The organism is Aromatoleum diolicum, assembly GCF_012910955.1.
GTDB classification, from domain to species: domain Bacteria; phylum Pseudomonadota; class Gammaproteobacteria; order Burkholderiales; family Rhodocyclaceae; genus Aromatoleum; species Aromatoleum diolicum.
The window spans coordinates 12,765-32,280 of sequence record NZ_WTVQ01000040.1 but is presented as its reverse complement, the minus strand read 5'-3'; the positions used below and the strand labels follow the sequence as shown (position 1 = coordinate 32,280).

Below are 19,516 nucleotides of genomic sequence, written 5' to 3'. Positions count from 1 at the left end.
GCGATCCGCCTCGTTTTCGACAGGAGCACGTCATGGAAACGACTATCCGCCCCATCAGCCCCCTGCGCCAGCGCATGATCGAGGACATGCGGATGCGCAAGCTGGGCGACAGAACCCAGGAAGGGTACGTGCGCGCCGTGCGCGACTTCGCAAAGTATCTTGGGCGCTCTCCGGATACCGCGACCGTCGAGGATCTGCGGAACTACCAGCTGTACCTGGTGGATCACGGGACATCACCCACGTCGCTCAACGCGGCAATTTGCGGCTTGAAGTTCTTCTTCACCGTCACGCTCGACCGTCCCGAGCTGATGGCCAAGATGCAGCCGGTGCATCTGCCGCGCAAGTTGCCGGTGATCCTGAGCCCGGACGAGGTGAAGCGCCTGATCGCTGCGGCTGGCAACCTGAAACACCAAACCGCCCTGGCACTGGCCTATGCGACGGGCCTACGAATCAGCGAAGTCGTGTCCCTGAAGGTCCCCGACATCGACAGCCAGCGCATGACCCTGCGGGTTGAACAAGGCAAGGGCCAGAAGGATCGTTATGCGATGCTTTCGCCGTTGCTGCTGGAACGGCTGCGCGTGTGGTGGCGGGTGGCCCGCGCGCAGGGCAAGATGCTCGATGGCGGCTGGCTGTTCCCGGGTCAGGATCCGGTCCGGCACCTCAGCGCCCGGCAACTCGACCGTGCCATCCACGCAGCCGCCGACGAAGCCGGCATCGAGAAGCGGGTATCGATGCACTCGCTGCGCCATGCCTTTGCCACGCACCTGCTGGAGCAGAAGGTCGACATCCGCCAGATCCAGGTCCTGCTCGGGCACAAGAAGCTGGAAACAACCGCCCTGTACGCCCAGGTCGCCACCGACATCCTGCGCGAGGTCGTCAGCCCGTTGGAGAAGCTGAACTCCCCATAGCGCCGCCATGGGGCGGCCTGCCCTGGAGGTCGCCGACATCTTCCGCACCCATGGCCCAGTGTGGCGAGCAAAGCAGTCAGGCCACCTGAGCCTCGGTCAGCTCAAGGTCATGTCGGCCATCGAACAGTGCCGTACCGCGGCGCTGGGCGGACACGCATTGCGTTGCAATGCCTGCGGGCATGAGGAGATCAGCTACAACTCCTGCCGCAATCGACATTGCCCGAAGTGCCAGGCGCGTGCCGCCCAGCGCTGGCTCGAGGCCCGACAAGCCGATCTGCTGCCCGTCGAGTACTACCACGTCGTCTTCACGCTGCCCGAACCGATCAGCGCCATCGCCTACACCAACAAGGCGGTGCTCTACCGGCTGCTGTTCGACATGGCGGCGGAAACGCTGACGACCATCGCCGCCGATCCGAAACACCTCGGCGCCCAGATCGGCGCCACCTTGGTCCTGCACACCTGGGGTTCGGCATTGACGCATCATCCCCACGTGCACGGCATCGTCCCCGGCGGTGGAATTTCTGCAGACGGGAAACGCTGGGTCGCTTGCCGGCGCGGGTTCTTCCTGCCGGTGCGCGTGCTGTCGCGCTTGTTCCGTCGGCGCTTCATCGAGGAACTCGAGAAGCTGTATCGCGCCGGCCAGCTGCAATTCTTCGGCGAGCACGAGCCCCTGGCCGATGCCGGCGCGTTCGGCCGGTGGTTGGTGCCGCTACGCAGGTGCGAGTGGGTGGTGTATGCCAAGCGTCCGTTCGCCGGTCCCGAGGCCGTATTGGCCTACCTCTCCCGCTACACCCACCGGGTGGCCATCTCGAACCGGCGATTGGTGGCGATGGATGAGAATGAGGTGTCCTTCCGCTGGAAGGACTACCGGGCCAAGGGCCGTACCCGCCACAAGACGATGACGCTCGCCGCCGACGAGTTCATGCGGCGCTTCCTGCTGCATGTGTTGCCAACGGGTTTTCACCGCATCCGTCACTACGGACTGCTGGCCAATGCCGGGCGACAGCAGAACCTGGCCACGGCGCGTGCCTTGCTCGATGTGCCTCGACCCGAACCGGTCGACAACGAAAGCGCCGTAACGCCACCGCCAACCTTCGTCTGTCGCTGCTGCGGCGGCGCCATGCTTGTCGTCGAGATCATGATGCGTCGACAGCCGATTCGCGCACCGCCATGATGCACAGCTTGCAGCTCTTTCGTCACACGACAGCATCGGCGCCCGAGTTCCCTGCGCCGGGAGCGGCCGGCTGTTGCTCGATGCCGTATCGCCAGCATTCGCCGCTTCTGGCACGCGCGATCGTGGCGCCAATGACCGCCGTCGGTGCCGATCTGTGCGTTGCCGACGGTTCGATGCGCCAATCATCGGCCATCTTGGGAACACCGGCTGGCCTCAAATCCCCATAGGCCGCGTCCTACCCGAACCGCGCAGCAGCATTCCGCGGTTTCGTCCCTGGAGGTTTATTCAACGTCTGCCCGCAGGCGCTCTTGCGTCATCCAGCCTCGTCACATGAAGGGCAGACGTCAAACAAACCTAAACCTGAACGGTCATCCGGGGGCAGCGTCACCAACGGCCGAAATGTATCGGTCAGCCGCCGTAGGTCTGGAAGTTGGCGTCAGCGACCGCTTCGCCCGTCTGGCTACAGCCGGACCCGACCCACTGCGGCCATCGGCGCCTGAAAATAGCCGTCATTCGCACGCGGGCCAAAGTTCGGCTTAGCGATACGCCGAATGTCGGCTTGGGGTTGCGATCACGGCTAGTGACACGACTGCTTGCTCTACCTGCAGGCCTCGAACTCGGGCAGCTGATGATCGTCATCGCCGCGACGACGTTGCTGTTCGTGCTGCGGCTGGCCACGCTATCCGGCATGGGCAATTCACGGCGGCTCGCTGGCCGCGCTGCTGGTGGGGCGGGTGTGGTTCGTCGAGCGCACCGCCGACAGCGCGCCGGAGGAACCACTGCGCCGCGATTCATTGAAACAGTACGTCTGGGGTCGTGATGATGCAGGACGTAGTCAACACTGGCACTGACTCGGGTGTTGGCAAGACCTATAACTAGACAACCCTCGCCCAATTGTTGCCCCGACGCGGAATGCCTGCGCGCTCGCGCAAGCCACTACAAAGGTTATCGAGATGACCGACATCACTGACAACATGCGCACGTATTCCTCCCAGGTGGTGGATGGCATCGAGGCCGCCCCCGCTCGTGCCATGCTGCGTGCCGTCGGTTTCACCGACGAGGATTTCAAGAAGCCGCAGATCGGCATCGCCTCGACCTGGGCCAATGTCACGCCCTGCAACATGCACATCGACAAACTCGCGCAAGAGGCCGAGAAGGGTGCTAACGCGGCGGGTGGCAAGGCCGTTATCTTCAACACCATCACCATCTCCGACGGCATCGCCAATGGCACCGAGGGCATGAAGTATTCGCTGGTGTCGCGTGAAGTTATCGCCGACTCCATCGAAGCCGTGGCCGGCTGCGAAGGCTTCGACGGCCTCATCGCCGTGGGTGGTTGCGACAAGAACATGCCCGGTTGCCTCATCGGCATGGCACGCCTGAACCGCCCCTCGATCTTCGTCTACGGTGGCACCATCAGGCCCGGCCCCGGCCACACCGACATCATCTCGGTGTTCGAGGCCGTCGGCCGGCATGCCGCAGGCGAACTCAGCCTGCTCCAGGTCAAGCAGATAGAGGACACCGCCATCCCGGGCCCGGGCTCCTGCGGCGGCATGTACACCGCCAACACCATGGCCTCGGCCATCGAAGCCCTGGGCATGTCGCTGCCGGGTTCCTCGGCGCAGGACGCGATCTCGACCGACAAGGCCTCGGACTGCTTCCGTGCCGGTCAGCAGGTGCTGGAACTGCTGGCACGCGACATCAAGCCGCGTGACATCATGACCCGCAAGGCCTTCGAGAATGCGATCCGCGTGATCATCGCGCTCGGCGGTTCCACCAACGGCGTGCTGCATTTGCTGGCCATGGCTCACGCCGTGGAGGTGAAGCTGACGCTGGATGACTTCACCGAGCTCGGCAAGACCACGCCGGTGCTCGCCGATCTGCGTCCGAGCGGCAAGTACATGATGTCCGAACTGGTCGCCATCGGCGGCATCCAGCCGCTGATGAAGCGCATGCTCGATGCCGGCCTGCTGCACGGCGACGTGCTTACCGTCACCGGCAAGACGCTAGCGGAGAATCTCACCAATGTCGCCGACTATCCGGCCGGCCAGGACATCATTCGTCCCTTCGACACCCCGATCAAGAAGGACTCGCACCTGGTCATCCTGCACGGCAACCTGTCGCCAACCGGCGCGGTCGCCAAGATCACCGGCAAGGAAGGCCTGCGCTTCGCGGGCCGCGCGCGCGTCTATCACGGCGAGGAAGCGGCGCTGGCCGGCATCCTCAAAGGCGAGGTGGTCGCCGGCGATGTCATCGTGATCCGCTACGAGGGTCCGAAGGGCGGTCCGGGCATGCGCGAAATGCTGTCGCCGACCTCGGCCGTGATGGGAAAGGGCCTCGGCAAGGACGTCGCGCTCATCACCGATGGCCGCTTCTCCGGCGGTTCGCACGGCTTCGTGGTGGGTCACATCACGCCGGAAGCCTTCGATGGCGGCCCGATTGCACTGGTCGAGAACGGCGACGCCATCACCATCGATGCGGAAAACCGCGAGATCAGCCTTGGTGTGTCGGATGCGGTGCTTGCCGAGCGCCGTGCGCGCTGGACGCAACCGAAACCGCTCTACACGCGAGGCGTGCTGGCCAAGTACGCAAAGCTGGTCTCCAGCGCCTCGGAAGGCGCCGTCACCGACAAGTAAGAGGGGGCGGACCGCTCACGAAACGGAAGAACTCGTACGCTAGACAATACGAATAAACGAGAATCTACGATGGATTTCGGGTTTCGGCCAATTGCGGCCAGTCACATTCCTGACCAATTGGAGATTCGAACGGCTGCATTGCACCTCAAAGCTGCGCACGCCACCTACGCCGCCTACCACCACGACGGCCTCAGTGTGTTTCGCTGCTTTACGGAGTTGCGACCACTCTCTCTGCTCATTCATACTGGATGAAAGGCCATGAGCTGGAGGAATCACGTGCACGCGGTTGAGCAGCAGTCTGCGGTCGAAGCCGCGGAGCTCTTGATGGAGCATGGGGCCAAGGGGAGCGGGTTCATCACGTTCCGTCCGCAAAGTGCAGGCCGCCGCGGAGGCGGTAGGCCACTTGGCCAAGCGCCTGGCTGATCTGCCCGGCGCCGTCCGCGATTCGCTGGAGCGCGGCCGCAACAGCGCCGCCATGCTGTCCGGCGACCGCCTTCAAGGCTTATCGGAGATGATCCAGAACGCGGACGACGCCGGGGCCCGTCAGGTTCGAGTTGCGCTTCTTGGAGATGGCTTGTGGCTCTCGCATGATGGCGAGCCCATCCAGCTTGAACATGTCTTCGGCATCGCGATGCCCTGGATCACAACCAAGTCGGACGACCCAGCTGCCACTGGTCGACACGGCATCGGTCTCATGACGCTGCGAGCGCTATCGTCGTCCCTGCAGGTGCACTGCGCCCCTTACCACGTCCAGCTGGAGGAATCGGCACTTTCTGCGGTCTCTGCAGCTCAGCCCCCTTCGTGGCTTGCGGAGGAAGGTTGGACTGTCCTGCATGTGCCGCTAGCCCGCCGGTCCCTTGACCTGGACAGCCTGCACGCATGGATTGAGGGTTGGGGGCATGCAGGCTTGTTGTTTCTGCGATCCGTCACGCGGGTGTCCTTGCATGACAGCGTGGGCACCAGTGTGCGGGAACTCCACTTGAATTGGACGGACGAGGGTAGCTTCGAGCAGCCGATCGCCGGCGAGGAAGTCACCGTCTACGTGCGCCGCGCGCAAGACCCGGAGGGGCAAGAGTATCGAGTGTACAAGGCAGCTTTTGCTTCACCGACGGATATTGATCGATATGGCAAAGCAAAGGCGGCTCGCACTCCGGTTGCCATTGCTTTGCCGCTGTACGACAGTCAGGACAATTGGCTCCATGCAGGCCTGCCGGTGGTCAAGACCGCGATGCGTGTGCGGATCGGTGCGCAGTTCGACACGCTGAACAACCGGCAGGGACTAGCGCCCACCGGCTGGAATCAGTGGCTCGTGGTCGTTATGGGCCAGCTCTGGCTCGCGTCAATTGCGGAGTTGCTCGGGACCAAGACGGCGCTCGCGTGGGCGCTGATTCCGCTAGAAGCGCCGGAAGATGCGAAAGGTTCGTCGCTGGTGGCCGATCTCGAACACGAAATTTGGTCTGTCGCCGGTCAGCCGCTTGCCGAGCTCGCACAAGTTCCGGCAGGCGGTCAGAACATTGCGGTTACGCAGCTAGCGGTGGAAGTTCCGCCGCTGGAACTCGTGCTCCGTGAAGAGGAGGTTGCCGCACTTGCCGACTGTGACTATACGCTGCCGCGCGAGCTGCGAGATGCCGATCGCAATTGGTGGAGCGTGCTGGCCCTATGGCGGCAAGGGTCCGAGTCGATGTTACCTCCCGTCGATACCAAACACGCGCTGCGTTTGCTGGATGACGGCGCCTTTCCGATCAACAGGCGCATCGCGCTTTCAGCCGTCGCGATCGACGACCGTTTGGACGCGGCGCTGGCGGCTCGCCCGTGCATCGCCCTCGCGGACGAGAGCATCATCGTGCCGCCCCAGGTCGATGCGCCTGAACTGCTGGTCTTGAGTGCCGGCACGTTGGCCGAAGAGCTCGGCATCGGCCTTCACCTGCACCCGAGATACCTGGACGACACGCCCGATTCGCAAACGGTCCTGAACTGGTTGCGTGCGCGCAAGGCGTTGATGGAGGATAGCAGCGCGCTCGCCTTGCTGAAACGGATCGCACAGGCGGGCTCCAGCGGTAGGCCCATCGGCAAGCCTCTGACCGAATCTCAGCTCTTGAGCCTGCGGGATGCGTTCGAAAGCGTCTCGCCTGACGATCAACAGTCGCTCGGCCCTGCTGTCGGCCGCGCTGTCCTGCTTGAGGCGTTCACCTACGACGAAAAGAAAAAGGAAGTTGCTCGTGTATGTAGCCCGGCGGACGCCTACCTGCCGCGCGCAATCGATCGCGAGACTGACAGCTTCGCCGTAGCGGCCGGTAAGGCTCCCGGCCTTTACTGGATGAGCAGCAAGTACGCGACTGTGCTCAGATCAAACCTTGGCCGCGCAGGACTGGGCGCACAGCGCTTCCTCCGCATATTGGGCGCGGAGCTCGCGCCGCGCGTCATCCGGCACTCGGGCCTTGTCCTCCGGTATGCCGATCGCCCAAAAGGATTGCCGGCAAGTGCAGGGCCTGCAACGAGGTCCACGGCGATGCAGGCAATCGACGCTAAATACACCCTGGAAGACTGGGAAAGCCCCGACTTGCAGCGAGTGGTGACCGACATCTCGGCAGAAAGGAAGCACACCCAGAGGCGCGAACGTGCGGCTGCGCTCGTTGCGGCACTTGCGCGCGCGTGGGATCAGCGTCTCGCTGATCGAGCTACGGTAATCGCGGCGTCGGCCGATTACGGGTGGCAGACGCGAGGGGATCTCCGGGCATACTGGCTGTGGGCAGCCGGCAGCGTCGAGTGGCTCGACGACGCAGCGGGCACGAAGCGACGGCCCTGCGACCTTCGACTGCGCACACCGGCCTCCGTTGCGATCTACGGAACCGAAGGAGCCAACTACCTGCGTGCGGACCTGCATACGGCTGTGCGGCAGCAGGTTCTCGAAGCGCTGGGTGTGGGGGGGAAGCTTCAACGGAAGAGCTGGTGCGACACCTTCGTGGTTTGCGCACGCAGGCGGCCGGCGCTATGGGTGAGAAGTGGGAAACGGAGACGGCCGTGGTCTACCAGGCGCTGGCCGCACGTTTTCCCGGCGGGCGTTCTGCCAAGGACATGCACTCGCGGAGGTTACTGCAAGAGTTCTCCGACTTGCCAGGGCTTATTCTGAGCAAACGGGGATGGCGTCGCCCAAGCGAGGTGCTGCTTGGGCCGCCATCCTTCGGCAATTACCGCGACTACGTGCCTGCGGTACTCCATACCGAAAACCTATGGCGCGCGCTGCAGATTCGCGACGCGACCATCGAAGACTGCCTCGATGTGCTGAAGGAGGTCGCGCAGCGACGCAAGACGCTCGAAGGCGAGGAGGTCGCCGTGGTGGTCGCGACTTTGCGCATGATGCAGGAGCGGCTGCGGACAGGTAAAGCTAACGCCACACTTCCTGGACGCATGCGTAAGACGCCGCTGTGGACGAGTCTGGGTTGGGCGCGCGATCGGCCGGTCTACGCCGTGTCGGACACGTCCATTGCCCCGGCTCTGGCCGACCACATCCCTGTCTGGATTCCCGGTTGCGAGATCTCGAACGTCAGTGCCTGCCTCGAGCCCCTCGGCCTGAAATTGATCACTCCCGGCGACTCGCACGTGGTGAGGCCGAAAGATGCCGAACCGGACGATGCGGCGACCGCCATCTTTGAACGCGCGGTTTCGCACCTGCACGAAGACCTGTCGCGAAATGATCCGCAGGTCGCCGCGGCTCTGTCCATTCAATGGGAGTCGCTCAAGCGCTTCGAGGTGCAGCGCCAACCTGATCTGCGTGTGCGGCTCGCCGGCGTCGCCGGTTGGAATGAGAGCGAGCTGATCCCCGTGCGTGCAAAGGCGGACATCGAGCGGTCGGCACTGTACGTGCGCGAGGGGTTGGAGTTGCGACGTGTGGAGTCCGGCGGCCGCGCTATCGCCGCGCTCTTCAAAGCCGATCCTCGCAAGGTCGCCTACGCGTGGCTTGCGGCGTGCGACAAGGCGCAAGAAGGAATTGCCGCCGATGAGATCGTGGCCGCTGAGGAAGCTCAGAAGCTGGAAGAGGAAAAACTCGCGCAAAGTGTGCTTGAAAGGGCCAGGCAATTGCAGGCGGAAACCGCGAACAGGAAGGCTGCCAAGAGCGGCAAGCCTCCTAGGGCTAACGCTCTGCCACCCGTGCCACAGCCGCCCGCGCCAGTGCCGGCGTTAAAGCCCCGAGTGCTGGTTGACCCGGACAGGCTGCACCTCAAGCAACCTCATGGCGAGCTTCAGGAGAAGACGCAGTCACCGCCTAGCCCGGAGAGGCTGCCGTCGTCGCCGCTACCAGCCCCGCGAAGCAGCAACTCGCCGCCAGCAGATCGAAAGTCGCTTCCCACATTCTCTGGGAGAACAAAGGAAACGCTGGGGCTTGAGCTGGCGCGTCGTGCGCTCCAGTACGACGAAGGTGAGCTGCGTGACCTGCGCGCGCAGATGGGTCTCGGTGCGGACGCGGTCGACGACGATGGGCGGTTCTTCGAACTGAAGGTGTACCTACATGGCGAGCCGAACAGCATCCAAATGACCGACTCCGAGGTAAAGCGCGCGGCGAGCACGCCCAAGTTCTACTTGGTGATCGTGTCCCAGCTTGAAGGCGAGCACGCGCAACCACGCGTGCGTGTCATCACGGATCCGTTGAAGCAACTGGGCGTCTCCGGCGATGGAGGGATTACCCTAACCAATGTGAAGCACGCCGCGAGTCTAGTCTTCAACTACGAGCACGGAGTTAGCGGGGCTGCGGCCAGCAAGAACGAATCCACCGCGGGCTCTGCGTGACCAGCGTAAGCGCGCCAACCCGTTCCAGCGATGCCGTATAGCAATCCGCCTGTCGTCAGCGCTCGCTTGGACAGTCCTCCGGAATTAGCTTGAGTCCTTGGCGCTATCGCTCTTGGACTGCATTGGGGAGCCGGACCTCGTCGTTAAAATCCGGGTGGTCAGTGATGGTCACCTGGGACGTCCCCTTGAGGCTGTCGAGTACGTCGAAAATCAACCCAAGAGGCGTTTGACCGCCTTGCGGAAGCCCTGTTTGCGCCAGATTACCCTGCGATCGCGTCGCGGCCGGCGACGGAAACGGGCGTATCCACATCCTGGCCTGGATCAAGTGTGAGCGCTGATGCCGGTCGTTGCTTCAGCAAGCGGGGCACCATTCCTATTGGCTCTCGGCGCTTACGGCAGCAGTACGGTGCCAATCAGTCGGTCGGATCGCCGAGAAGCCAAGGAGCGGAGTGGGTCGAGAGTACGCGTTCGCCGATCGGGAGCCGGCCGTTCAGCGGTCTTAGCCCTTGGGGCGGGGCGGTAGCTCACTTCTGACCGACACGGTCTGTCGCGCGACCGGCGTTTCGGCCGAGAACGAGTAGGCCAGCGGACGGAGACACGCTTCCGTTTTGCGTAAAATTCAACACAGGGGCGACATCGCCGATCGGCAGCGATGGGACGCCGAGTGCGCTTCTACTCGCAGGATTGTCCGACGTAAGACGGGTAGAGTAGGGCAATGGTGCATCCGTCAGGGGGCGACAAAATCGTTCTACAAAACGGCTAAGGCTTTAGCACTGATGCGGCTTCCAAGGGGGGTGTTGGCCGGGTTTTGTAGATCAGAAAATGACCTAAGATACTGATTTTAAACAAAACAACCGGTGATTGTGGCTCCAGGTGTCACCGGTTCGATCCCGGTATGTCGCCCCAAGTAATCAAGCACTTAGCCGTTCAGGCTATCCAAAATGATTGTAGAACGTTCTACAAAACGGCCCGCTCAGTGAGCGGGCCGTTTCCTTTTCTGAGGCGATCGGCGCCAGCGTTTCTTGCCGGCGCCGGCCGTGGCGGTTATGCGCGGATGCGAGTTTGGATGTGTCGGGTTCGCCAGTGTGAGGCGGCTGCGGTGAGCATTGCAATTCATAGAGGGGTAGGGCGCGCATACTCTGAACTGCGGCCCGGAGATTCTGGACATTGCCGGCCGCATTTCTTGATCTCATAGGTCAAGCGGTTATTTCTTGCAGTGAGGGGAAGAAGATGGAGCCCGCATTCGGACGCCTGGAGCTAGCAGGACTTGCGCTCGCTTGCCTCGACCTGACCTCGCTCAAGGCCGACGATACCGACGCCAGCATCGAAACGCTGGCCGCGCAGGCGATGACGCCGCACGGCGCGCCGGCCGCGTTATGCGTATATCCGCCCTTCGTACCGGTGGCCAAGCGCGCGCTGGCACAGCACGGGCTAACCGGCGTGCGCGTTGCGACCGTGGTCAATTTTCCGCAGGGTACCGGTGAGGCCGACGCGGTGGCCGACGAGGTTCGCCAGGCGATTGCGCACGGCGCCGACGAAATCGACGCGGTGTTGCCGTGGCGCGCCCTGCTGGCCGGCGATACGCGCCGCGCCACGCAAGTGCTGCGGTGCTGCCGCCAGGCCTGCGACGACAGCGTCGCCCCGGTGCTGCTGAAAGTGATTCTCGAGACCGGCGAACTGCGCGAGTCCCGCTGGATCCGCACCGCAGCCGAGCTCGTGATCGAGGCGGGCGCTGATTTCCTCAAAACTTCCACCGGGAAGGTGCCGCTCAATGCCACACCCGAGGCGGTGGCCTGCATGCTCGAGGTGATCCGTGCAAGCCAGAGGCAAGTCGGGCTGAAGGTGTCCGGCGGTGTGGCCACGATCGAAGACGTGGCGTGCTACGTGGCCCTGGCCACGAACGCCTGCGGTGCGGCATGGTTATCGCCGCGACATCTGCGCTTCGGCGCATCGAGCCTGCTGCCCGCGCTGCTCGCCGTGCTCGACGGTGCTTCGACCCCCGATCAACGCGGATCAGCGAGGTGATGACGAACGGCGCACACGGCGGTCGCGGGAGATCATTCGGCGCAAACGCGATGGCGCCGTCTTGTGAAGAGATGCATCGCGCGAGCAGAGTCTTGGATGCTGTCGCGTGCGCGTCAATGCACTGACGTTTTGCGGAGAAGTCGCAGGTCTAAGGTCGGCCATCAAGAGCGATAGCAGCTGAGAAATTTTGCCCAACGCGAACGGCAGGTGACCGATCCTGGACCGGTCGGCTGTCTGTCTGAGGACTCAGGCAAGTCATCGGCCGTAGCGGTGGGGCACCGTGTGCCGAATGAGCGGCGGCAGTGCCTGTCTACAGCTGCCGCCCGGCGCTCACGCCGGCTGAACGGCAGGTCTCCGATCGCTCGAAATCACCGTTTCGACCCAGTCCGGTCCGTCGCCCACGCGCAAGTTCAACTACCGCTTTCCGAGTGGAGCCACCGCGCGCAGATAGGTCCCGAACTGGCCTGCACACGATTCTCCGGACCGTTTCGGTAGCTACGCGGCCTTCCATGTTTTCTTGAAACTGCACCGGGCTGAGATAGCCGAGCAGGGAGTGACGCCGTCGCGGAATGCGGGCTACTTGACCATTGCGCCAGATTCAAGGCGCAATTCCCGCACCGCCTGAGATACCACTTCAAACGCGGACCGCAAAAAGATGAACGCAATCACCGCACCGACGGTGTAGTCCGGCCACATCGACCCCGTTGCAGCCACACCGCCCGCCGCTACGATCACGCCGCAGTTGGCGATGATGTCGTTACGCGAGCACAACCACACCGATTTCATGTTGATGTCGTCACTGCGATGTCGGGTCAGCAATATCAGGCAGGTGAGATTGCACGCAAGCGCGAACAGGCCGAAGCCGCCGATCATCTCGGCCACCGGAACGACGGGATTGAGTGCGCGACCGATCAGCGCCGCCATGATGGCGAGCCCGAATCCCAACATGATCAGCCCTTTCAACAGCGCCGCACCCGCCCGCCAGCGTTCGCTGCGAAACAGCACGTAGAGGCTGAAGGCATACACGAGGGCGTCGCCGAGACTGTCGAGCGAGTCGGCCATCAACGATGTCGAGGACGCAAGAACCCCGGCGCCCAGTTCGACCAGGAACAGCATCACGTGATCGCCAGGACGATCCGCAACGTCCGTCCCTGACGCTCGCGCAATGCGGAGATTGCACACCCTTTGTCCTGACAGCAGCTTCCCATGATTGGCCCCTTTCAAGAATCTCATCGCATTTAAAACCCTGTAGCCACTACAAGGTCAACCTGCTATAGTCGCCACCGATTTCGGATAGAAGATCATGCGAATTGGGTAACTTGGAAATGCCACCGGAGTGGATGTCGAGACCATCCGGTACTACGAGAAGGCCGGCTTGCTTTCACCGCCCGAGCGGCGCACGAATGGTTACCGCATCTATGGCGATGCGCATCTTGAGCAGTTGGCCTTCATTCGGCACTGCCGGGCACTCGACATTCCACTCGCCGAAATCAGGCGACTGCTGGAGTTGCTCGCCCGCCCGCTCGCAGATTGCGGCGATGTGGATCGGCTGGTAGACGAGCAGTTGGCCCGCGTGCGCACCCGCATCGACAGCCTGCGCGCCCTGGAGCGACAACTGTCGGCGCTGCGCAAGTGCTGCGCCGTCCCGCATGCGGTAGCCGACTGCGGCATCCTGCAGGAACTCGTGACTGCAGCGCACCGCGAAGGCGATGCCGTTCGCCTGAGCACCCCCGAAACAAACCGCCCCGCAAAGCGGCCCCGTCGCGAGCCACAAGATTCCGCCCCCGATTAACACGACTGAAAATCGCGAACTCATGCGCAACGATGCGACACCCGGATGGACGCTGATCTTTGCCGCCTGGCTGGTGGCTGCCGCCTCGACGCTGGGCGCCCTGTTTTTCGGCGAGGTCATGCACTTGCCGACCTGTGTACTGTGCTGGTATCAGCGCATCTTCATGTTTCCGCTCGCGTTGATCCTGCCGGCGGGCCTCTTTCCATTCGACCGCAGGGTCGTTCGTTATGCGCTACCGCTGGCCGTCGTCGGCTGGACGATCGCCGTGTTCCACCAACTGCTGGTCGCCGGCGTGATCCCCGAGGAAATCCGCCCGTGCACGCAGGGGGTGCCCTGTTCGCAAACCGTCATCGAGTGGTTCGGCTTCCTGACGATCCCTCTGCTGTCGGTCATCGCTTTCTCAACCATCATCGCGTTACTGATCGTGACGCATTTCCGGAGCTCGAAATGAACGGGAAGTGGGTATTTGCCGGGGCGGCTGCGCTGCTGCTGATCGTGTTCGCTGTGGCGACCATGAGCTACAAGTCCGAATCGTCCGACCAGTCGGCGCAGGCAGTGAGCCGCAACAAGGAGCGCCTCGTGCGCATGCATTCGCCGACCCTTGGCAATGCGCAGGCGAAGGTCGAGATCGTCGAATTCCTCGACCCGGCCTGCGAGACCTGCAGCCGTTTTTATCCGCTCGTGAAGCAGATGATGGCCGCCAACCCGAACGACATTCGCCTGGTGCTGCGCTACGCGCCGTTCCATAACGGTTCGGAGGCGGTCGTCGCGGTGCTCGAAGCGGCCCGCCGGCAGGGAAAGTTGTGGCCGGTTCTCGAAGCGCTGCTCGCGTCACAGTCGGCGTGGGCGCCGCAGCACACGGCGCAGGTCAATCTGGTGTGGCCGCACCTGGAAGGGCTGGGACTCGATCTCGAACGCTTGCGCGCCGACATGAACGCGCCCGAAATTGTCCGCATCATCGAACAGGACCTCGCGGATGCCCAGGCGCTGAACGTCACGAAGACCCCGGAGTTCTTCGTCAATGGCCAGCCGCTGCCGCGTTTCGGCTTCGAATACTTACAGCAGTTGGTGGATCGGGCGCTGCAAGGGACGTGAGCGGCCCGGCCCCGAACGTTCCCCGACGAGTGGCAGAATTGAAACGGTTCGAAGACCGGGTGTGACACTTTGGAACTTCTTCGCATAGCCGCATTGTTTGCCGTCACGGCACTCGCTGAGATCGTGGGATGCTACCTGCCTTGGCTCGTGCTGAGGCAGGGCAAGAGTCTTCTGCTGCTTCTGCCCGCCGCCCTATCACTCGCCCTGTTCGCCTGGCTGCTGACCCTTCATCCGACAGCGGCCGGCAGGACCTACGCAGCCTACGGGGGCATGTACGTTGCCGTCGCTCTGGTGTGGCTGCGGCTGGTCGACGGAATCGCCCTGACGCGCTGGGACGTGACGGGCGCAGCCGTCGCCCTCGTCGGCATGGCGATCATCGCTCTACAGCCGTCGGCCTGAGAAGCCCTCGTCGTCATCGACGCAGGCATCCAATTGTCGCAGCGGCCCATGCGACGACTTGGTGAAAAAGGCCGGCGGCGGCCACCAAGTCCTACTGACGGCGCTGCACAAGGGAGCAACGACCGGTTGCCCGGTCCTTGATCCTGGGTCTTGCCCACGACGGCCGGCTCGACGAAGCGTGACGCCTGCGGGCGATGACAGCGTGGCGAACAAACCCGCGGCACGTTTCCCGATATCGCCGCGCAGCCTACGTGTGGAGCCCAGCAGGTGCCGGTCTGCCCAAGGCCAACGTGGCCCTGATCCGCCTCGCGCGTTGCAGCGTGATGGTACCTATACTTCTAGGATCATCGGCGGAGAAGGAGCGGTCATGACTCCAGAACAGTCGGAAACAGACGAACCCAGGGCTGGCCGCGCAGTCCCGGTGAGCACAAATGGCGGCCCCTATGTCGGCGGAAACGTCAATGCCGGCCGCGATTTTGTCGCGGGCGACCAGATCGTCAACATCTTCCAGCCGCACAAGGCGCCCCCAAGTCCGCCCTTCCAAGCGTTACCGCCCGCGGCCGACCACGTGCAGCGCCCCCATGAACTGGCGAATCTGAAGCGGTATCTGATCGATGGCGAGGGCAAGCTCCTGTCCAATACCGTCGCGTTGCATGGCTTCGGCGGCATGGGGAAGACGACCTTGGCCCGACTGTTCTGTGCGGATGCCGAAGTTCGGCTGGCGTGCCGAGACGGCATTCTCTGGGTGCCGCTGGGCAAGCATCGACCCGCCCCCGAGGCGCAGATCGCGGATCTGGTGACGGCCCTCACCGGGGAATGCAGCGGCTGCGCAACGCTGGCCGGCGCCCGATCGCAGCTTCAGGCAGCAGTGTCGTCGCGCACGCTTCTGATCGTGCTCGATGATGTCTGGGACGAAGCCCATATCAGGGACATCCTCGACGCCAGCGCCGGCTGTGCTCGCCTGATCACCACGCGAAAGACCGAAACGCTGCCCTTCGACGCCATCCTGATGGACATCGCAGCAATGCACGAGCAGGACGCACGGCAATTGTTGGGTGCCGGCTTGCCGACCGGCGAAGATGCGCGCCTCGACGTCCTGGTGCGGCAACTTGGATCCTGGCCGGTGCTGCTGCGCCTTGCCAACCGGACCTTGCGCCAGAGCGTCCTGCGCCAGAAGACGCCATTCCCGAAGGCCCTCGACGCGATCAAGGAAGACCTCGCGCGGAAGGGCGTCGTCGCCTTCGATCCAAGGCGCGACGTAACCGAGCGAGATCAGGCGGTCGCAGCGACGGTCGACGTCAGCCTGGTGGATCTGGAGCCGGACGAGCGGCAGCGCTATGGCGAGCTCTCCCTCTTCCCGCAGGACGTCCCCATCCCGCTCTCCCGCGCGGCCGAACTTTGGGGGCTCATCGCCGGCATGGATGAGGTTGCGGCCAGGACGCTGATCACATCTCGCATCGAACCGCTCGCGTTGCTGGATTACAACGGCGAAACGGAAACGCTGGCGCTGCACGACGTGTTGCGCAGCTACGTGTCGACCAAGCTTCCGGACAGGGCCTTGCTACATCTGCGTCTGGCCGAGCACTGGGGGGACACGCCGACTCAGAGCAATGCCTATGCGTGGCGCTGGCTCGCGTTTCACCGTGCGCAGGCGGCCCGGCTGAGCGTACAGCCGCGGCGGCACCAGCTGACTGAAAGCCTGGTGCGGCTGACCGGTGACGTGACCTGGCAGCAGGGGCACGAAGATGCCCTCCAGGATCTGCCGGCGCTGCGCGAAGCGCTGTCGTGGGCGCTTGATGCTGCGGTGGCGAATGACGAAACGCTCGGTGTTCCGCTCGTAGTCGAATCGGCGGACACGCTGGTGAGCTTTCGCCGTGATCACCTGCGTCCAGGCCCAATCTTCGAGCTCGCACGTGGGGGGCAACTGGACGCCGCCTGGCGTCGCAGTGCGCTGTTCGCCATCGACGATCACTGGCGCCAGGCCCTCCTGTTGACCTTGGCCTGGCTTGCGCATCGGACCGAACGCGACCGCGCGCGCAGCCTATGTGAACAAATCCTGGGCGAGTTGGGATCGCAGCCCGCCCTGCACGATCTCGTTAGCTGGATACGGGCCGATCTCTGGGATGAGCCGGCGCCGCAGTTTGATTCTCCCGTACAGCCGCACCAGGCAGACGAAAAGCTGATCGAGGAGTTGCTGAAGCGTGTTGGCGGAGGTGCATACAGCCGTGAGTTGATCGCGAGCCGAGGGCTCGACGCCGATGCCGAAGCCCCCGACCCGCCTCGGACACGTGGCCTCCACCGCGCGACCGATTCCGCGGATGAACGGAGCACGACCCGCTACTTGGCCGAGTTGGACGGACCCTACCTCGTCGCCCATGCCGCCGCAGATCCCGGCAAGGGCACCGAGACCCTGAAGCGCTACCTGAGCGTCTATACCAACTACAACTACCCGGAATATCGCTTCAGCACGCTGTGGCTCCTGCTGGGATTCGTCATCAGATTTCCCCGTGCCGAGTGCAGCCAGTGGGTGCAGGACGCGGTGCTGCGGATCCTCGATGCGGCGCTGGGCGGCGGAAGCGTCGAGTTCGACCAGGGCCTTGCCATCGCTGTCCGGGCAATCCGTGCCCAGGCCGGCGATGAGGCTGCACGAAACGCGCTGCAGCTTCAGGCGCACGAACTCATCGGCGAAGCGATGCGCCTCAAGCCGGGCCGTGATCGGGCAGGCAGTGACATCTGGGCGCATCACAAGCGCCGCATGCTGGCGAGCGCACAGGCGAATGGCTGGCTGCTCGGTGATGAAGCGCTCGCCGGCCGGTTGCTGCGTGAGGCTGTGGAGCTGACCGAGTCCGGCTTCGCGGGCTATCAGGCGCCGGCGTGCCTGGCCGTGGCCGAAGCCTTCCACGTCTGCCAGCAGGGTGCGCCTGCAGTCACAGACATCGAGACCGCCCTGGAGGCGGCGCAGCGGGCCGCGCACAACGTGCAGGATCCGACCTTCTGCGCGCGTATGACGGCGCGCGTCAATGCCATGCGCAAGTACTGGTGGCAGGGCTTCGACCTGGAGGAACGGGCCCGGCGCCTGGCCGAAGCTGCCCATCTGCGCGAGTTCGCCGCCGTGCACCGGGTCGGCCATCCATACCCCGGCCGCCGCCAGGACGCACTGAAACTGCCGCCCTGGACCACCGACGACCGAAGCTTTGCCGGCCTCGAGCGGCTCTACCAGCGCAACAAGGCGGATTTCCTGCGCCTCAATGGGGGCGAGCGGCCACTGAACGAAGGCGACGAGGTTTCCGTGCCCGATCCGGGCCTGGTGCCACACCTCGCGGCGCGGCTGTCCGCCGAGATGCTGGCGCAGGCTGGCGGGGCACCGCTGCCGCCTCAGCGCCTGCAATTGCTACGGGCGCTGGTGCCCTACGCCCTGCTCAGTCCGACCGCGCTGGACGCCGTGCTGACCCGGCTGGTGCTGGCGCACGCTCGCCGTACCCCGGCGCCGGACTTGGCAGAGGCGACCGCGCTGGAAGCCGTATTGGATCGACGGCCGCCACCCGACCAGCCGGATACAGGGAGCGAACTTATTGCCGGCAGGCTCGCATAGCGGGATCTTGCCTGCCCTGCCTCAAAGGGAGACCGTCAAGATGCAAACCAAGAGGATATTCCTCGCCTCCTCGGCCGAGTTGAAGGCTGACCGCGACCAGTTCGAGATTTTGATCGGGCGCAAGAACAAGGACTGGAACGCCAAGGGAGTCTTCCTCGAGCTCGTGATGTGGGAGGACTTTCTCGACGCCATGTCGCAGACACGGCTGCAGGACCAGTACAACAAGGCCATCGCCGAATCCGACATCTTTGTCATGCTGTTCTGGACCAAGGTGGGCAAGTACACCGCGGAGGAGTTCGAGCACGCTTTCACGCAGTTCAAGGCGACGAACAAGCCGTTCGTCTTCACGTACTTCAAGAACGCGCCCGGCAGCAGCAGCCGCAACCGGGAGGACCTGACGAGCCTGTGGGTATTCCAGGACAAGCTTAAGGCGCTCGGGCATTTCCAGACCGAATACCAGAACGTGGAGAGTCTGCTCCTCCATTTCACTTCGCAACTGGACAAACTCGTCGCGAACGGCTTCATCGAATTTGGGCCGGATGACGGCGAACCAGGCGGCAACCGCTACAGCGTCACCCTCACCGGCAACGGAGCGACTGTGCAAGGAGCCGGTGCGACAGCGGTCGGGACCGGAGGTGTGCAGATTGGCGGCAGCAATACCGGAAGCATCAACACGGGAACGCAAGTAAATACCGCCGGCGGCGCGTATGTCGGCGGGAATGTGCATGCTGGCGGCGACTTCGTAGGAGGCAACAAGATCATCTACGGCACTTTGCCGGCGGATCTGGAACCGCTTTTCGCGACGCTGCTCGCTGCGGTCGCACGACGCGCTCCCGCCGACAAGCGGACAGCGGCGGTGCAGCAAGTTCAGGAACTCAAAGCCGAAGCCGCCAAAGGCAAGGATGCCGACGACGGCAAGCTCGGCAGGATCATCGATGGCCTGACCGGCATGGTGCCCGGTGCGATCGGCGCGGTGGTCAGCATGTTCGCCACACCGATCCTCGGCGGCATCGCGGGCCCGGTGACGAAATTCGTACTGGAAAGGCTGAAGCCAGACTGAGGTGCGCCCCATGGAATCAGAGCCGCAAAACCCGGCCGACATGGGGTAGCCCC

General features: G+C 63.8%; 14 protein-coding genes. 13 read left to right on the top strand and 1 reads right to left on the bottom strand.

Features of this window, described 5'->3' with window-relative positions; translation table 11 throughout:
- Positions 1-32: 32 nt before the first annotated feature.
- The 7 genes from GPA25_RS18725 (at position 33) to deoC (ending at position 11,525) form a co-directional block, all read left to right on the top strand.
- Positions 33-908: a tyrosine-type recombinase/integrase gene (locus GPA25_RS18725; protein WP_169261924.1), complete on the top strand. Its 876-nt coding sequence runs from the start codon at positions 33-35 to the stop codon at positions 906-908.
- 7 nt (positions 909-915) lie between these two features.
- Positions 916-2,082: an IS91 family transposase gene (locus GPA25_RS18720; RefSeq protein ID WP_169261923.1), complete on the top strand. Its 1,167-nt coding sequence runs from the start codon at positions 916-918 to the stop codon at positions 2,080-2,082.
- 628 nt (positions 2,083-2,710) lie between these two features.
- Positions 2,711-2,902 (top strand): hypothetical protein, encoded by a 192-nt coding sequence (locus GPA25_RS18715; RefSeq protein ID WP_169261922.1) that lies wholly within the window; start codon positions 2,711-2,713, stop codon positions 2,900-2,902.
- A gap of 133 nt (positions 2,903-3,035) precedes the next feature.
- Positions 3,036-4,715, top strand: coding sequence for a dihydroxy-acid dehydratase (gene ilvD / locus GPA25_RS18710; RefSeq protein WP_169261921.1), 1,680 nt, complete (start codon positions 3,036-3,038; stop codon positions 4,713-4,715).
- A gap of 403 nt (positions 4,716-5,118) precedes the next feature.
- Positions 5,119-7,845 (top strand): sacsin N-terminal ATP-binding-like domain-containing protein, encoded by a 2,727-nt coding sequence (locus GPA25_RS18705; RefSeq protein WP_169261920.1) that lies wholly within the window; start codon positions 5,119-5,121, stop codon positions 7,843-7,845.
- Positions 7,737-9,500 carry a hypothetical protein gene (locus GPA25_RS18700; protein ID WP_169261919.1) on the top strand — a complete coding sequence of 588 codons (1,764 nt, stop codon included), beginning with the start codon at positions 7,737-7,739 and terminating at the stop codon, positions 9,498-9,500. The genes GPA25_RS18705 and GPA25_RS18700 overlap by 109 nt, the downstream gene beginning before the upstream one ends.
- Before the next feature lie 1,230 nt (positions 9,501-10,730).
- Complete coding sequence (deoC, locus tag GPA25_RS18695) at positions 10,731-11,525, top strand: deoxyribose-phosphate aldolase (RefSeq protein WP_169261918.1); 795 nt, start codon at positions 10,731-10,733, stop codon at positions 11,523-11,525.
- Positions 11,526-12,101: 576 nt separating this feature from the next.
- Here the strand turns inward: deoC and GPA25_RS18690 are convergent.
- Positions 12,102-12,641, bottom strand: coding sequence for a cation efflux transmembrane domain-containing protein (locus GPA25_RS18690; RefSeq protein ID WP_211163213.1), 540 nt, complete (start codon positions 12,639-12,641; stop codon positions 12,102-12,104).
- Between the two features lie 220 nt (positions 12,642-12,861).
- On the opposite strand from GPA25_RS18690, the gene GPA25_RS18685 reads away from it, so the two are divergent.
- The 6 genes from GPA25_RS18685 (at position 12,862) to GPA25_RS18660 (ending at position 19,463) form a co-directional block, all read left to right on the top strand.
- The gene (locus GPA25_RS18685; protein WP_343035004.1) at positions 12,862-13,317 is read left to right on the top strand and encodes a Cd(II)/Pb(II)-responsive transcriptional regulator; all 456 of its coding nucleotides are present in this window, start codon (positions 12,862-12,864) and stop codon (positions 13,315-13,317) included.
- Positions 13,318-13,339: 22 nt separating this feature from the next.
- Positions 13,340-13,768, top strand: coding sequence for a disulfide bond formation protein B (locus GPA25_RS18680; protein ID WP_169261917.1), 429 nt, complete (start codon positions 13,340-13,342; stop codon positions 13,766-13,768).
- Entirely contained in the window at positions 13,765-14,412 is a 648-nt protein-coding gene (locus tag GPA25_RS18675) for a DsbA family protein (RefSeq protein WP_169261916.1), read from the top strand. The genes GPA25_RS18680 and GPA25_RS18675 overlap by 4 nt, the downstream gene beginning before the upstream one ends.
- A 69-nt stretch (positions 14,413-14,481) precedes the next feature.
- On the top strand, positions 14,482-14,811 hold the full coding sequence (locus GPA25_RS18670) for a YnfA family protein (RefSeq protein ID WP_169261915.1): 330 nt from the start codon (positions 14,482-14,484) through the stop codon (positions 14,809-14,811).
- A 367-nt stretch (positions 14,812-15,178) separates the two neighbouring features.
- Entirely contained in the window at positions 15,179-18,403 is a 3,225-nt protein-coding gene (locus GPA25_RS18665) for an NB-ARC domain-containing protein (RefSeq protein ID WP_169261914.1), read from the top strand.
- A gap of 40 nt (positions 18,404-18,443) precedes the next feature.
- Positions 18,444-19,463 (top strand): hypothetical protein, encoded by a 1,020-nt coding sequence (locus tag GPA25_RS18660; RefSeq protein ID WP_169261913.1) that lies wholly within the window; start codon positions 18,444-18,446, stop codon positions 19,461-19,463.
- The last annotated feature ends 53 nt before the right edge of the window (positions 19,464-19,516 follow it).

Excerpts from the sequence above, each read along its gene's own strand:
- GPA25_RS18680 (WP_169261917.1), top strand. The coding sequence starts at position 13,340 with ATGCGCAACGATGCGACACCCGGATGGACGCTGATCTTTGCCGCCTGG.
- GPA25_RS18675 (WP_169261916.1), top strand. The coding sequence starts at position 13,765 with ATGAACGGGAAGTGGGTATTTGCCGGGGCGGCTGCGCTGCTGCTGATC.
- GPA25_RS18690 (WP_211163213.1), bottom strand. The coding sequence starts at position 12,641 with ATGCTGTTCCTGGTCGAACTGGGCGCCGGGGTTCTTGCGTCCTCGACA.
- GPA25_RS18725 (WP_169261924.1), top strand. The coding sequence starts at position 33 with ATGGAAACGACTATCCGCCCCATCAGCCCCCTGCGCCAGCGCATGATC.
- GPA25_RS18715 (WP_169261922.1), top strand. The coding sequence starts at position 2,711 with ATGATCGTCATCGCCGCGACGACGTTGCTGTTCGTGCTGCGGCTGGCC.
- ilvD (WP_169261921.1), top strand. The coding sequence starts at position 3,036 with ATGACCGACATCACTGACAACATGCGCACGTATTCCTCCCAGGTGGTG.
- GPA25_RS18660 (WP_169261913.1), top strand. The coding sequence starts at position 18,444 with ATGCAAACCAAGAGGATATTCCTCGCCTCCTCGGCCGAGTTGAAGGCT.
- GPA25_RS18720 (WP_169261923.1), top strand. The coding sequence starts at position 916 with ATGGGGCGGCCTGCCCTGGAGGTCGCCGACATCTTCCGCACCCATGGC.
- deoC (WP_169261918.1), top strand. The coding sequence starts at position 10,731 with ATGGAGCCCGCATTCGGACGCCTGGAGCTAGCAGGACTTGCGCTCGCT.
- GPA25_RS18665 (WP_169261914.1), top strand. The coding sequence starts at position 15,179 with ATGACTCCAGAACAGTCGGAAACAGACGAACCCAGGGCTGGCCGCGCA.